The organism is Gammaproteobacteria bacterium (assembly GCA_013697705.1).
Taxonomy (GTDB): domain Bacteria; phylum Pseudomonadota; class Gammaproteobacteria; order UBA6002; family UBA6002; genus UBA6002.
This window is the reverse complement of record JACCWJ010000008.1, coordinates 84050-98427: the sequence shown is the minus strand read 5'-3', so window position 1 is coordinate 98427 and position 14378 is coordinate 84050. Positions and strand designations below refer to the sequence as shown.

Here is a 14378-nt window from a genome sequence, read left to right as displayed (position 1 = left end):
GCCTGGATGTAGCGTAGCGAAATCCAGGGCTATTCAGTTTGATGCGGCTGCGATGATAAACTTCCTTCATACTTCCTCCCGCGACGACGTGGAAGGGCGGTCCGTCGCGGCTCCCTGAGCGATTTATCATTTCTGCAAATCATACGCCAGGTTTGAGGTCGGTTCACTGAATTGGGGTTGGCAGTGAGTTTCTTTCACTAAAAATATGCTGGCAAATATGCCAATCACAGAACAGATAGGAAGTAATATCAATGCGCTACGATAATTCTCAAGAGAATAAAAATGTAATCCATTGATAATGGTGCCATCCCAGAGATTATTTAGAATAAAGCCAACTAGGGGCTGGAATAAAAGGCCCCCCAAAATAACCGCCATATTATTGAATCCTACCGCGGTACCCGCTACTGAGATGTGATTATTGTCTTGAACCAAGCCAAATGACACGGCTTGGGAAGACGCCGCAGCCCCAAAAACAAAAAGCGCTAAATACATGAAAGGCCAAGGTAATCCCGGAACATAGAGGATGAATAATGACGAGATTAGGCCCAGTATAGAGCAAAGTAGGAGTGGCGTTCTACGATTAGCAATTTTATTCGACCACCAGCCTACCACCGGTCCGGCAACAGCAATTCCGATCCAAACAACTGCAATAGCGGTAGCCGCGGTAGCCACGCTGGTATTATAAAACAGCTTTAAATAAGGGATGCCCCAAAGATCAGCGAATATGGCAATTGGTGCCCAACATGCAAATGCATAGAGGCCAACTGTCCACGTTTGAGGATTCTTAACTACCTGGGATAAACGCTGTAGTTCATTAGGTTGATGCTCCGTATGGGCGGTTGAGTCTCTGTCGCCTTCCGGGCGATCGCGAATAATGACCCAAAACAGAATGGCAAATATTGCCCCTACGCCGGCTGACCAAAACATTGTGCTGCGCCAGCCTATGTGCTGAACCATGATAGCAACGGGTGCTTCGCCCACAATTGCGCCTATGCAACCCATCAGCTGGATCAAGCCTACAATTAATGCGAAGTAACGTGCAGCAAACCAGCGGGTTGCCAGAACTAACGCTCCCACGAAGGCAAAAGCAGAAACAAGGCCAATAAATAACCGAGCCATTGAAGCGACAATGGCGCTATTGGTGAGGCCAAACGCAAGTGCACCCACCGCGCATACCATCATGGATAATGACAATAATATTCGAGGACCATAGCGATCCAATAACAACCCCGCTGGAATTTGCATCGGAGTGTAGCCGTAATAGAAAAAAGCGCTTAAGACACCGAGGCCACCGGCATCTATCTGAAAGCTTCGCATCAGTTCATCAGTCATTGCGCTCGGCATTACACGAAGGAAAAATTCATAGACATAAAAAAAGGCCCCTACACCACAGATGAGGAAGGGTAGTAGGCCTGCTTTAGAATAACTCATTTGGCTCGTATTATTATTCATGAGCATCTCTTTTCTAAATTAAAACAGACGATTATATATCAATCTAACTATCCGCAGTAGTTATAAAAGCCTGCCCTCAAAAGTTAAGGCGAGGTAATCTTTTGCGGAAGGTTGGTAATAATTTTCCCCGCGGAATTTTTGTAAATGGCAACGCCACCAGGTTGGTGGATTTCGTATAAGGTGCGAGTTGAGCCGTCGGACATAATGACTTTATGATTACCATGGGTGGTAAGGTGCTTAATTTGTATTCCCCTGATGCCTGATGCGGGTAAGTTTTTTATGTAATAACCTTGGCCGTTGGGATTGAAATAAAGGATGTGGAGATATCGATAAATATCATCTTCCTGATTAAGGACGCCATCACCATTGGTATCAAAATCGCCAATTTCAAATTCCGCTAAGGCCATGAGCGGTTTGTCGAGAATGGTTTTTTGTACAATCCCTCGGAATAGCGGATTGGCGTAGTCAACGACAAGTAAAACATCTTCGCCTTTGAGGATTCTGTTAACATCCACCCCATGATCATAATCCATGTCAATGATACCCGCCCATCTTTCCTGTGGAGAGATACGGTAGACCGTATGTGGGCCCTGTAACTTTACATAAATTTCATAGACACCAATGATAATGAACATGAAAATTAGCATTGAAGCCGCTAGAGGTCTTAAGGGCATATTTTCCACTCCTATATCAATAAGTTAGTATATGCCGATTGTTGTATCAAGTAGACTAGCTATATTCGTTAAAGCACTCTTTTAGCTCGGTAAAAAATCGTGGGCTTCGCCCCTCGATCCTGATTATGAATACCTAAAGTATGGGTTTTTATGTTGCTTACACCAGTTTGGAAAAACCCAGCCTGCATTTCAAGGCTTGAGCTCGCACCTGCGGTGTGGAGCTGGTTAGTGTATTCGGGGTCTTTCACGAAAAAAATTCTCGCATTAAAGGGAGCTGAAGCGCGTTTTAATATTAAAATTCTGGGTGAACAATTAGAGCTGGCAAAAAAATCCTCGTATGAATTTTCAATTTTTAATTGTCACTATGTCTATAGTCGTGAAATTCAGATTTTTTTAGATGATTACCTCTTAATGTATGCCCGCAGTGTGATGCCACAAAATGTTGCGCCTTTCTATAAGCGTCAATTTCGAGGTTTGGGCGCGCGTCCGTTAGCAGAGATGTTGTTTTCGGCATTTCCTTTGCAGCGTAGTCCCTTTGAAATTGCTAAAATTCATCCTATGCAGCGAGAGTATGTACTGGCTAATGAGGCTAATGTCTCATCGCCCCGCTTTCTTTGGGCGCGCCGATCTGTTTTTTCTGCGGCTCAAGATTTACTATTGTTAACAGAAATTTTTTCGCCTTCATTAATAGAGCTAATATCCAATTGTGAAACACCTATACACAAATAATATAAAACCCTTCTTGCTATTAATGCGCTTAGATAAACCCATAGGCATTTTCTTGCTTCTCTGGCCAACTCTCTGGGCGCTTTGGATTGCAGCAGAAGGGCCGCCGCCCCTTAGGATACTTATCGTATTTATTCTGGGGGTGATCGTTATGCGAAGTGCCGGTTGCGTAGTCAATGATATTGCAGATAGACATGTTGACGGCGCGGTGGAGCGTACCAAATCTAGACCGCTGGTAGTGGGAACGCTTACGCTTAAGCAGGCGCTAGTATTGTTTCTAGTACTTTCGCTCGTAGGATTAGTTTTAGCACTGCAACTTAATAGCTATGCACTAAGCCTGGCGCCGATAGGGTTACTACTCGCTATCATCTATCCTTTTACTAAGCGAGTCACTCACCTGCCTCAATTGGTGTTAGGGGCGGCTTTTGCCTGGTCTATCCCTATGGCTTTCGCTGCCGTGAGTAATGATATGCCTGCTGTGGCATGGCTGCTCTTTGGTCTCGCTGTGTTATGGCCTTTCTGCTACGACAGTATTTACGCGCTAATGGATAAAGAGGATGACCTTAAGGTTGGAATAAAATCGACCGCAATACTTTTTGGTAAATGGAACATAGCCATCATCAGCGCATTACAAGTGACCCTTATTCTAGGGTGGTTAATGTTAGGGCTTAGTCTTAACTTCAATTGGTTTTATTATTTTGGTGTTCTTGGTGCAGCGATAATGATGGGATATCAGGGGGTATTAATGACGGCGCATACTCCTCAAAACTACTATCGCGCTTTTTACAATAACCATTGGGTCGGTTGTATTATTTTTGCAGGTATAATTTTTAACTATTTACATGTCTAATTTTAGGATCAATTAGCAATATTTCTTATTCTTTGAAAAGAAGCACCGGTGCAAATTGACAAGGCAAATAGAATAATTGTAGGATGAGCGCCAATGGAAATGTACTAATATCAAAACGGAACACTTCCTTAATAATATATTTAAAAGCTAAGCAATCAATCCGTATAACATTCCACTCGTTTTAGGTTCCCGCGCCAGGCGGGAATTTTTTTTCTGCAAAAAATTCCCCAACTACTACTTCCATATGGACTATAAACAGCTTCATTTTGAAGAAAGGCGGTAAGTGATCTCTATCTAAGGAAGGTAGGTGTTAGGTTGAGGGGTTTCTACCAACTACTACGCTGTGGAAATCCGCAGCAGCATTTCCCCAACTCTATGCTATGTAAGCCTGCAGCTCCATTTCCCCCTCTCCCGCGTAAATTACTATTTTAATTGGTCCGACCCGGTCACTTTCATTACCGATGTGACCGGGTCGGACCTGGAGCTGCTGGCTTCCATCGCTCAGAGTTTGGGGGAAATGGGGCTGCGGATTTTCATAGCACAGAGTTTGCGCATTATTTGGAGGGCAACAGGCTAAAGTAAATGAGAAGGTTTCATTGGGTTTTACGTTGAAATTCAGCCATAGGTCTAGAGGCTGAATCCAATTAAAATAACTCTTCTCCCTGTTCTCCGTCTTCGCTTTGTAAAGCAGGTTTATCCAGTTCTAGCGTAGTTGAGCTTTCGGTATCCGATTCGGATTTGTAATTCGGTGCATCGAGTTCTTCTGTAACGGGAGCGGATGCTTCATTATGGTCAGAGTTTTCTTCGCTACCACTTTCGGCCGGGAGATGGGCTTTATCAAATAATTCATAGTAACTATTTGGATCGTTGTCATCACTATTGTACCCCGTGCCTGCGTTCACTCTCGCCCGCACAATATTGGGCGGTTGGCTTAAGGTGTGCTCAGGTTTACCTTCCAGCGCTATGCGCATGAAATCTATCCATATAGGCAGCGCAGCATCTGCACCATATTCTGAAAGTGAGCGTTGCTGATCGAAGCCTACCCAAACCGTAGTCACTACATCACCATTGTAACCTGCAAACCAACCATCCATTTGATCATTGGTTGTGCCAGTTTTGCCGGCGATATCTTTTCGGTTTAGCGCTAACGCGCGATGACCAGTGCCTTGTCGAATTACATCTTGCAATACCGTATTCATTAAGTAAGCATTTTCAGAAGTAATGGCGCGTTCTAAAGAGGGGGCATCGGCCTGATAAAGTTCTTTATCATTATCATCAGTAATGCGATCAATAAAATAAGGTTTTATTCGATAGCCGCCATTGGCAAACGTTGCGAAACCCGAAGCAAGTTGCATTGGAGTAACGGAATTTGTTCCTAGTGCTAAGGTTAAGTTATGTGGCATATCTATAGGATCAAAGCCAAACTGGCTAGCATAATTTATGGCAAAAGAAACACCAATGGCTTGTAAGACGCGAATAGAAACCGTGTTTCTAGAGTGGACCAAGCCAAATCGGAGTCGGGTGGGTCCATAAAATTTCAAATTAGAATTTTGTGGGCGCCAGATTGTATTGGAGCCGGGAATATATTGTTCAATGGGGGCATCATTAATGATACTTGCGAGGGTGAAACCCTTTTCGAGTGCAGCAGAATAAATGAAAGGCTTAAAGCTGGAGCCTGGTTGGCGTTTAGCTTGGGTGGCTCTATTATAAGGACTTTGACGGAATGAAAATCCCCCTGTTAAGGCTAATATGCTGCCATTATTTGGATCGAGGGAAACAATCGCTGCTTCGGCTTTAGGCACTTGGGCTAACACCCAGCCTTCTGGTTTATGGGAAATTCTAACAAAATCTCCCCGTTTCAGATGGTGTTTATTCCAGCTGCCGCAATCGATGGCTACCTTGGTGCGATTGGTCAGCATGGCGGTGAGATAGCGATTAGAGTCAGAAAGAACCACCGCAGGTACCATGCCATTAATGGTGGGTGTGTTGCGTAGTTTCACTAACCATTGTGAGGGTTTATTGAAATGTTTTTCAGCTCCTCGAAAACCGTGCCGACGATCATAGCTCAGCAAACCATTTTTTAATGCAGTGTTAGCCCCATTTTGTAGGCGAGAGTCAATGGTAGTGTAGACTTTTAGTCCATTGGTGTAGGCGGCATCGCCATAAGCTTCCACCATGGCTGCGCGTACCATTTCTCCGACATAAGGGGCTTCTATTAAATTGGTTTTTTTATGGAGTTGCGCATTAAGCGGCATGATAACAGAGGTGTCGTATTCTTTTTGGGTAATATAGCCACTGGCGAGCATGCGTTCCAATACGTGATTACGTCTTTCAAGTGCTGCACGAGGATTGTCAATCGGGTTGTCGCGAGAGGGCGCTTGGGGCAAACCTGCTAACAGTGCAATTTCAGAAAGGTTCAATTCTTTTAGTGTCTTGCCAAAATAAACATCGGCGGCAGCGGCCACACCATAGGCTCTTTGCCCCAAATAGATTTTATTTAAATAAAGCTCTAATACCTTTTCTTTGCTTAAGGTAGCGTCTATTTTTAAGGCTAATAATATTTCATTCAGCTTACGACCAAAGGTTTTTTGTCGCGATAAAAAGAAGTTACGTGCGACTTGCATGGTAATGGTACTCGCGCCTTGAGACTTTCTGCCTGTTACGAGTAATTCTCTTGAGGCCCGTGCAAGACCAATGAGGTCGACGCCGGGATGCTCAAAATAACGTTGGTCTTCAGTGGCCAGAATGCCTTGGATAAGCTTTGTGGGGACTTGGTCTAACCCCACGGGTATGCGGTGGTTTTCTCCATATTCAGCAATGAGCTTGCCATCTTTGGTAAACACGCGAAGTGGGACTTGCAGCTGCATATTTCGTAAAGTGGTTACGTCAGGGAGTCCTAGATAAACGTAAAAGATGAGGCAGCCGAGAAGGAAAAAACCAGTGATGATAAGGCTGAAAATAGCGAGGAAGCCGTTTTTGAGCATTTTTTGTATTAAATTCATAGAAATAACTGCGGTGTGTTTTATTTATTTGTTATTGAGCGTTTAAATTAACGCCAACCGTTACAATTAATTCTGCACCATTAGCAGAAGCGGCGTATGTTAGCACAGATGTTAACTATTTGATATAAAGTGGTTGGTTAATTTTTAAACATAAAATACCGTATTTTTGACGAATTGTGGTCCCCAAAATTAACGCTAAAATGGCATAACATTTCATTGAGATTAAAGTTATGTTAAGAAAAGCGTTGCAGAAAAATAAAAAAGGAGTGGGGGTAGCCATAACCGAAACGCAATTTAATTTCTTGGTTGTGGAACAAGACCCTGCTGGAATAAATATTATTGAGGAAGGCTGTTTTCGTACAGAAGAGCTAGATAAAGCCATCCACTATCTCCAAACGCATTATAAGGACATTCCCTGCCATCTCGCATTGCCTAATCGTTTTTTGGTCTTGAAAATTTTAGAGTTTTCCAGTTATTTCAAGGAGAGAGATGTACGCAACCTCGTGCAATATAATGCAGAAGAATATTTCGCATGCCCTGCAGAAACTATGTTTTTTGATGTTGAGTTTTTATGTGCGTTACGTAAAAAGATACGTGTGCTAGCAGGTAAAAGAGACTATATCGACAAGTGGCAAAATATTTTTGTGCGTGCGGGCTTAAATATAAAGACGATTACTGCCGATATTTTAGCGGTAGAAAAGATCCTCACCTATTACGGGGTGATAGAGTCTGACAAAGTTTATGCGCTCTTCATCGTCACTGCCACTGAGTGTTTGCAAGCCATAATCATTGACTGTCATATGTGCATTTTAGCCAATAACTTAGTCATCAAAAACACACTCGAATCCTATCAAGAAGAAATGCTGACATTTTTTAGAAGGTATGAGTCGAGTAAGACATTTATGCAGCCGATTACAGATATAATCTTATTAGGATGTGAAGCAAGTCTATTTAAAAAAATTCACCACAATGTTTCCCTGCCCATAATTGGTGAAGAAAAATTGGGAGACATCGTTGCAATGCATCCTAATCGTCTTATACCGTTAGGAATGGTTTTGTCATGTTGAATTTGTTGCCCTGGCGAGAGACGCAGATTCAACGAGAGCAACGTTATGTCATCCTAATGTTAACAGTTGGAGTGGTGGTAACAGCAATTTTATTACTCGGTTATAGGGGGTGGGTCGGGCATAAACTGAGTAATCTCAAAAAAACAAATTTGATGTTAGAAAGGGATATCTGCCATCAACGACTAGAGGTGGTTTTTTTAAAAGATAAGTTAAAACTTGTTAGCGCTTGGGTAAAAAGATCTGGCCAATTTGAGAGGCAATACAAGCTGAAATATATCTTACAAGAAATTGCGCATACTTTCCCAGGTAATGCGTATCTGTTTTCGCTCGGTTTCAGGGAAAATGAAATAGTGATGCAAGGTTTTTTGCTAAGTGCCAATTCACAGTCGTTAAAAAATTTTCTTGATAATCTTCAAAAGAAACACTCGATAAAGATTGCGGTAAAAAATTTTTCAGTGTGCGATGTGCAAAAGACAGAATTTAAGATCGTAATACTGTTATGAAACTAACCTCTTTCTATTTTGAGTTGTCGAAGACGAATAAAATCTTGATCGTGACTGCTGTGATGTTGTTGCAGTTTTGGGGGCAATATTGGATGGAGGTGTCCACAAAAAAGATGCAATATTATCTGGAGCGAGAAGTCTGGATTAAAAAAACTTATACACTTAAAGGTTTGCGCCAGGAATTTTCTGAATTACAAAGAGAGTTGGCGAAAGGGTGGCGATTAAAAGAAGCTGAGCATCCGGCGACTGTCAATGCTAACAAAAGCACGTTGTTATTAAGTGCATTCAAATTAACTCATATGAGTGTGCTTGAGTTCACTTCAAGTTCCGTCAAGTTTAAGGTGGTTGCTGAGGGTGATTTTGGGGATTTTTTTGATTTTTTGGTTGCCATTAATAAAGACAAAATATTTCTTGCGACCAATTTCATCCTCCAAAAATCCAATAATCAAAATCGATTGTCTATCTTTATTAATCTTGTGACTTTGTAATGAGATATGTGAGTTGGTTGTCGGTCATCATTATTGCAATCTTGCCTGAAAATTGTTTAGCACTGCGTGATATTTTTAATGTGGATGAATGTAATTATGCAATTCATCCACTGTTAACTGTAGAGGTGGAAGATTTAGTTTTTTTGGGCTCAATTATACAATCCAACACGAGTCACGGTTTTGTGCGAGATCCGTTGGGTAATATTTCCCAGGTTTCATTAGGCCAGAAGATAGGCAGAAATGGTGCAAGAGTTATTAAGGTGCTCATTGATCAGATTGTTGTTGCAGATGATTTAAATTACGTGGTTATAAAATAGTGAAAAATAAATTTTTTTGGGCGGTGTTAATTACCGTTGCGTTACTTATGTCAATTGCCTTCTCTGCGACCAAAAGTGAGGTGAGGCAATCGCCTGATAAAATTGTGTCCCTCGATTTTAAAGTGATCCCTGTAAGAGAGTTGTTGCAGTTCATCGCTGAAACGATGGGGTATAACATTATCATGAGTGAGCACGTGACGGGCAACGTATCATTGCACTTTCATGATATTACTTGGCAGAATGCATTGAAAACAATTTTAGAAATGGCGGGGCTCGTCAAAAAACAAGAGGGAAATATATTGCTCATTGGAACGCCCCACGAATTTGCACTGAGACAGAAGATTTTATCCGAATCCTCGCCGTATAAGGTGGTAAAAGTGAAAATTCAGCACACAGATGCTGATTTTGTAAAAAACACGCTCAAAACTCAAACCGATCTATTCACTGCGAACTCAAAAATTAGCTTAAATCCGCGTGAGAATAGTTTGACTATCAAGGACACCACAGAAAATCTACCCTACTTAATTAATTATCTGCATGAAATTGATCAGCCAGAAAAACAGGTTTTAATTGCTGCCAAAATTATTAATATTGACGACAAAAAAATTCATGAGTTGGGGGTGTGTTTTAAACAAAACACAAGACCACATTCAGCACAAGGATTGAATATTTCAACTCCAGAGCTAAACATGAATAGCTTTCAATTTGCTATTGCATCAATTGGCCAGCAACAATTGTTAAATTTGCAAATCCATGCATTAGAAACAACGGGTCAGAGTAAAATAATTGCAGACCCCACTCTCATTACCCAGAATCGCAAACCTGCTGTCATCGAGGCGGGAGAAGAAATTCCCTACCAAGAAAGCACTTCTAGTGGGGCAACGAGTGTGACGTTTAAAAAAGCCGCGTTAAGCTTAAAAGTTACTCCAACAGTATTACCTGACGGGCGTATTGTTTTAGAGCTTGAAATTCATCAGAATAAAATTTCTCCCATCGCTGTTAATGGGACTCCAGCTATCCAGACGCAAGAGCTCAAAACCCAGGTGGTCATTCACGATGGGGAAACATTGATATTGGGTGGGATATTCGAAAAATCTGAAGCAGAGGCCACCCATGAAATTCCTGGCGTATGCAGGGTGCCGTTACTGGGGAGTTTGTTATCACAAAAAAATAAACATTTTGTACGGAAAGAGTTATTAATATTCGTTTCTCCACATATACTATCTAGCTAAGACTTAGGTAAATGGTAGTTAACCTCAAATTTGAAAATATGACCGACAAAACCAATATTTTTCTAATAGGCCCGATGGGTGCGGGCAAATCCTCAGTGGGCAAACTATTGGCTAAATGCTTGGATTATGATTTTTTCGATTCTGACCAGGTCATTGAGGAACAAACCGGAGCAGATATCCCCTGGATTTTTGATATTGAAGGCGAAGAAGGGTTTCGTCTTCGTGAAATAAAAGCGATCGAAACCATCACTCAAAAAAATCACATTGTATTGGCCACAGGGGGCGGTGTAGTGCTGAAAGAAGAAAATCGTCTGCATTTAAAGGCGAGCGGTCAAATTTTTTACTTATATGTCAGCTTAGAAGAACAATTACGCAGAACTTCCCGAAGCCGAACCCGACCCTTAATTCTAAATAAAAATGCCAGAGAAGCATTTGAGCGATTAAAAAATGAACGAGAACCTTTATATTTTGAAATAGCTGACCATGTAATTGACACTAATCATGGCTCTATAAAAGGTATAGTGGACAGTATCCTTGAAAAACTATAGTGCGTTATCTTGAAATAGATCTAGATTTTTCGGAATAAACTAATGCGAACATTAACTGTCGATTTACGGGGTCGATCTTATCCTATTTATATTGGCGAAAGCATTCTTTCCGCGCCGCTGTTAAGTCAGCATATTACGAATAGCCAAGTTTTTATAGTGACTAACACGACAGTGGCCCCTTTATATCTCAATACGTTAAAGCAGAGTTTGAGTGACTATGCCTGTGATGAATACATATTGCCCGATGGCGAAGAGCATAAAACCCTTGCCACACTCAGTTTATTATTTGATGCATTAATAATGAGAAAACACCGCCGCAATACAACGTTGATTGCATTGGGGGGCGGTGTGGTAGGCGATATTACCGGTTTTGCGGCAGCGTGTTATCAACGCGGTGTGGCGTATCTTCAAATTCCGACGACCCTGCTTAGTCAAGTCGATTCATCGATAGGTGGCAAAACCGCAGTGAACCATGTATTAGCAAAAAATATGATTGGCGCATTTTATCAGCCGAGCGCTGTTCTCATCGATATTGTTACGCTGCAGACGCTGCCCGATCGTGAGTTTTATGCCGGGCTTGCAGAAATAATTAAGGTTGCCCTTATCGCTGATGAGGGTTTTTTCGCTTGGCTTGAAATCAATATGCCCAATATCTTAAATAAAGAACGATCCGCCCTAATGTATGCTATCGAGAAGGCCTGCGCTATAAAGGTGAATATTGTTGAGGCGGATGAGAAAGAAGTCGGTGTTCGGGTTTTGCTTAATCTAGGGCATACGTTTGGGCATGCGTTAGAACATGCCTTGGGATATGGTGAGTGGTTGCATGGGGAAGCAGTTGCAACGGGGATAGTTTTGGCTGCGAGCTACTCTCTTAAGTTAGGCTTAATAGATACTGGTATTTTCAATCGCATTAAAAATATTTTGACAATGGCCAAATTACCGATAAGATTGCCCAATTCGCTATCAGCTGGCCAAATGATTGAGCCAATGAATGCTGATAAGAAAAAGGATACTCATCAATTGAAATTGGTGTTACTCCAAGGGATTGGTCAAGCGGTAATATGTTCGAATATAGATCTAAAACTTCTTGAAGCAACGATAATCGAAAATCAGCTCTAAATTAAATTTGCCATAAAATAGAGCGCTGTGGAGATTGGCGGATGCAAGAATTTGTCATTAATAATGAAAAAGGGTTTATAGACAAGGGTGAAAAACCCCTTGCTCCAGACTATTCTCTTCTACCTAGAACCAAAACATTATTAGCAAAATTAAATGATTTTAGGCGAGGGGATCAAGCAACTGCCATTATCACTGGCCCTATCGGCAGCGGCAAGAGTACGCTGATTAAATCTTTTCAATTAGAAAACCAAGCTATTTGTTACCTCATTCAAGCCGGATCAAAAATAAATATATTTAGTCTACTCGCTGAGCGTTTGTTAAATTTAGATTCTTCAGCCCCGCTTGCCAATGATTTTGATTCTTTACTGCATATTATGCGTAATGTATATCAGGAGTTTGTTTTAATCATTGATGACGCTGAAGCTTTATCTTTAGAAAATTTTAATACTATGGTGCTCGCATTTAATCGACAATCGGTTGCTAAACTGAAGCTTATAATAGTGGGCGAAACAATTCTAAATAAAAGAATAGACACCTTGCTTGAAAGAAATAATATCGCCAGTTCTTGTGCGTTGTTGTCTTTAGAGCCGCTTTCTTTCAAAGAAATGAAGCATTATCTGAAACAGTCGTTATTACAAACCTCTCCAAAAAAAATTAAACCCCTCTCAAAAAAGACACTAAAAAATATTTTTCAACTTTCCGAAGGCTATCCTGGAAGGATCAACCGTATTGCGTTGCACTTTACTTCTAAAGGAAGTTTGCATCAACGCCCTCTTATAAAGAAACGCCGATCGGTTGTCGATGTGATGTTGGGCATAGGAATAATCTGTTTGCTCGCAATTCTTACGTTTAAAATTTCTACCCTCGTGATGAGTGGCGAAGGACTCAATACCATCGCAAATCTTGCTGGCATTCAAAATTCAAAAGCGGCAGTTAACGGTGAAAATCTACCTAGTTATATTGCCTCAATTGAAAATTTACCTGAAGAACAGCTAACTCCCCCTGATGAGTCAGCAGGGCTTATTCTGCCTGAGCCACAGCGATGACTTCTGCTTGATAACTTGTATAATGATTTGCTATCCCTTATTTTGAAGGAAAAGCATGTCCCACACTCAAAAAATATTTATTCAAGGTGCTGCCGGTAACTTAGAAACCCTCATAGAGCCTCCTTTTATTTCTCCTGCGAAATTAGTGGGCATCATCTGCCACCCCCATCCATTGCATGAAGGCAATATGCAAAATAAGGTGGTCACCACGGTGGTTAAAGTATTTCAACGCCTGGAGATTACTCCTATACGCTTTAACTTTAGAGGGGTGGGTTTGAGTGAAGGGGTGCATGATTATGCTAAAGGCGAATTGGATGATCTGCGCTCAGTAATTCACTGGGCTAAGAGTAATTACCCCGACTGCCAATTAGTACTCGCTGGATTTTCTTTCGGATCTTATATTGCGACCAAGGTTGCTACTGAAGTGAACCCTGTGGCCTTAATAACTATTGCACCGCCCGTGCATCACAATGATTTTAAGAGTTTGCCATTGATTCAATTTCCCTGGGTAGTTGTACAAGGCGAAGCTGATGAAGTGGTTCCTCCAGATCAAGTATTCACTTGGATTGAGCAGCTTTCCATTAAACCGACCCTCATTAGCATGCCAAATGTAGGACATTTTTTTCATGGCGAACTGGTGACCCTTAGAGATTTACTGGTTGAAAAACTGACACCTTTATTGCCCCCTCGTGCAAGATAATGGGCAATGTATTTGTGTTCATAATTTGTACAGACTACAATTAAAAAAAGAAGTTTGAGGTAAGATAAAGTGCCAAAAGAATATGACTCATTAGATGAGTTTGCAAAATTAATCTGGGGCAAGCGTGCAGAAGGGTTGCCCGTGCCCGAATTAGATTTTCAGCGGGAGATTACACCCCAGGAACTTGAGAATATTCATCAAAAATACGCCTTCGTTCAAATTTTGAATCCGGAGGCGGCTGATGACGACTTTGCGGATATAAAAATTATTAGATCTAGCTCAGGCTGGTCAATTTTGAATTATAAGAACGCGATGTCTGCTTCTCCCGGAGAAATGTTATTTTACCAAGGCGACTATATTCAAAATGATGCGGCGATTCTAGAGCGTGTTTGTTCGGGGAGGGGCACGATAATATTACAAATCATGAATACAGGGGCCGATATGGTGCGTATAGCCAAGGAAGAAAATTGGCCGGCCATTCATATTGTAAATGGCCACCCCTTTATGAGCTGGGCAGTGTGGAAGGCTGCGCAAGACTTGCATCTACCGGTTACAGGGTACCAGCCTTCAAAATATGAAGAAGCTAAATATCAACGTATTCAGAGAGAATGCCCTACATTAATCATTCACGAGCCCAAGGCGGCTAAGCCTTGA

At 41.6% G+C, this 14378-nt stretch carries 15 protein-coding genes; 12 read left to right on the top strand and 3 right to left on the bottom strand.

The genetic code is table 11. From position 1 onward, the window contains the following. Positions 1 to 126: 126 nt before the first annotated feature. Both H0U71_02920 and H0U71_02915 read right to left on the bottom strand, forming a co-directional pair. A complete protein-coding gene (locus H0U71_02920; GenBank protein MBA2654003.1) occupies positions 127 to 1452 on the bottom strand; it encodes an MFS transporter in 1326 nt (441 codons plus the stop codon). 83 nt (positions 1453 to 1535) lie between these two features. Further along, entirely contained in the window at positions 1536 to 2126 is a 591-nt protein-coding gene (locus tag H0U71_02915; GenBank protein MBA2654002.1) for a hypothetical protein, read from the bottom strand. A 150-nt stretch (positions 2127 to 2276) separates the two neighbouring features. Between H0U71_02915 and H0U71_02910 the strand changes: the two genes are divergently transcribed. Next, complete coding sequence (locus tag H0U71_02910; protein ID MBA2654001.1) at positions 2277 to 2855, top strand: chorismate lyase; 579 nt, start codon at positions 2277 to 2279, stop codon at positions 2853 to 2855. A gap of 22 nt (positions 2856 to 2877) precedes the next feature. Continuing rightward, complete coding sequence (gene ubiA, locus H0U71_02905; protein ID MBA2654000.1) at positions 2878 to 3702, top strand: 4-hydroxybenzoate octaprenyltransferase; 825 nt, start codon at positions 2878 to 2880, stop codon at positions 3700 to 3702. A gap of 644 nt (positions 3703 to 4346) precedes the next feature. Here ubiA and H0U71_02900 read toward each other — a convergent pair. Further along, a complete protein-coding gene (locus H0U71_02900) occupies positions 4347 to 6686 on the bottom strand; it encodes a penicillin-binding protein 1A (protein MBA2653999.1) in 2340 nt (779 codons plus the stop codon). A 248-nt stretch (positions 6687 to 6934) separates the two neighbouring features. Here H0U71_02900 and H0U71_02895 point away from each other — a divergent pair, with 248 nt between their 5' ends. The 10 genes from H0U71_02895 (at position 6935) to H0U71_02850 (ending at position 14378) form a co-directional block, all read left to right on the top strand. Next, positions 6935 to 7771 carry a hypothetical protein gene (locus H0U71_02895; protein ID MBA2653998.1) on the top strand — a complete coding sequence of 279 codons (837 nt, stop codon included), beginning with the start codon at positions 6935 to 6937 and terminating at the stop codon, positions 7769 to 7771. Next, the gene (locus tag H0U71_02890) at positions 7765 to 8274 is read left to right on the top strand and encodes a hypothetical protein (GenBank protein ID MBA2653997.1); all 510 of its coding nucleotides are present in this window, start codon (positions 7765 to 7767) and stop codon (positions 8272 to 8274) included. The genes H0U71_02895 and H0U71_02890 overlap by 7 nt, the downstream gene beginning before the upstream one ends. Continuing rightward, positions 8271 to 8762 carry a hypothetical protein gene (locus H0U71_02885; GenBank protein MBA2653996.1) on the top strand — a complete coding sequence of 164 codons (492 nt, stop codon included), beginning with the start codon at positions 8271 to 8273 and terminating at the stop codon, positions 8760 to 8762. Before H0U71_02890 ends, H0U71_02885 begins: the two co-directional genes overlap by 4 nt. 8 nt (positions 8763 to 8770) lie before the next feature. Next, positions 8771 to 9079, top strand: coding sequence for a hypothetical protein (locus tag H0U71_02880; GenBank protein MBA2653995.1), 309 nt, complete (start codon positions 8771 to 8773; stop codon positions 9077 to 9079). Further along, positions 9079 to 10311 (top strand): secretin and TonB N-terminal domain-containing protein, encoded by a 1233-nt coding sequence (locus H0U71_02875; protein ID MBA2653994.1) that lies wholly within the window; start codon positions 9079 to 9081, stop codon positions 10309 to 10311. The genes H0U71_02880 and H0U71_02875 overlap by 1 nt, the downstream gene beginning before the upstream one ends. Before the next feature lie 38 nt (positions 10312 to 10349). Continuing rightward, positions 10350 to 10859, top strand: a complete 510-nt coding sequence (gene aroK / locus H0U71_02870) for a shikimate kinase AroK (protein ID MBA2653993.1) — start codon at positions 10350 to 10352, stop codon at positions 10857 to 10859. Between the two features lie 42 nt (positions 10860 to 10901). Further along, the gene (aroB, locus tag H0U71_02865) at positions 10902 to 11978 is read left to right on the top strand and encodes a 3-dehydroquinate synthase (protein ID MBA2653992.1); all 1077 of its coding nucleotides are present in this window, start codon (positions 10902 to 10904) and stop codon (positions 11976 to 11978) included. 41 nt (positions 11979 to 12019) lie between these two features. Continuing rightward, positions 12020 to 13024: an ATP-binding protein gene (locus H0U71_02860; GenBank protein MBA2653991.1), complete on the top strand. Its 1005-nt coding sequence runs from the start codon at positions 12020 to 12022 to the stop codon at positions 13022 to 13024. 55 nt (positions 13025 to 13079) lie between these two features. After that, complete coding sequence (locus H0U71_02855; GenBank protein ID MBA2653990.1) at positions 13080 to 13724, top strand: alpha/beta hydrolase; 645 nt, start codon at positions 13080 to 13082, stop codon at positions 13722 to 13724. Between the two features lie 69 nt (positions 13725 to 13793). Further along, positions 13794 to 14378 (top strand): hypothetical protein, encoded by a 585-nt coding sequence (locus H0U71_02850; protein MBA2653989.1) that lies wholly within the window; start codon positions 13794 to 13796, stop codon positions 14376 to 14378.

Coding starts and splice junctions, on each gene's coding strand:
- H0U71_02920 (MBA2654003.1), bottom strand. CDS start 1,452: ATGAATAATAATACGAGCCAAATGAGTTATTCTAAAGCAGGCCTACTA.
- H0U71_02915 (MBA2654002.1), bottom strand. CDS start 2,126: ATGCCCTTAAGACCTCTAGCGGCTTCAATGCTAATTTTCATGTTCATT.
- H0U71_02910 (MBA2654001.1), top strand. CDS start 2,277: ATGTTGCTTACACCAGTTTGGAAAAACCCAGCCTGCATTTCAAGGCTT.
- ubiA (MBA2654000.1), top strand. CDS start 2,878: ATGCGCTTAGATAAACCCATAGGCATTTTCTTGCTTCTCTGGCCAACT.
- H0U71_02900 (MBA2653999.1), bottom strand. CDS start 6,686: ATGCTCAAAAACGGCTTCCTCGCTATTTTCAGCCTTATCATCACTGGT.
- H0U71_02895 (MBA2653998.1), top strand. CDS start 6,935: ATGTTAAGAAAAGCGTTGCAGAAAAATAAAAAAGGAGTGGGGGTAGCC.
- H0U71_02890 (MBA2653997.1), top strand. CDS start 7,765: ATGTTGAATTTGTTGCCCTGGCGAGAGACGCAGATTCAACGAGAGCAA.
- H0U71_02885 (MBA2653996.1), top strand. CDS start 8,271: ATGAAACTAACCTCTTTCTATTTTGAGTTGTCGAAGACGAATAAAATC.
- aroK (MBA2653993.1), top strand. CDS start 10,350: ATGACCGACAAAACCAATATTTTTCTAATAGGCCCGATGGGTGCGGGC.
- aroB (MBA2653992.1), top strand. CDS start 10,902: ATGCGAACATTAACTGTCGATTTACGGGGTCGATCTTATCCTATTTAT.
- H0U71_02860 (MBA2653991.1), top strand. CDS start 12,020: ATGCAAGAATTTGTCATTAATAATGAAAAAGGGTTTATAGACAAGGGT.
- H0U71_02855 (MBA2653990.1), top strand. CDS start 13,080: ATGTCCCACACTCAAAAAATATTTATTCAAGGTGCTGCCGGTAACTTA.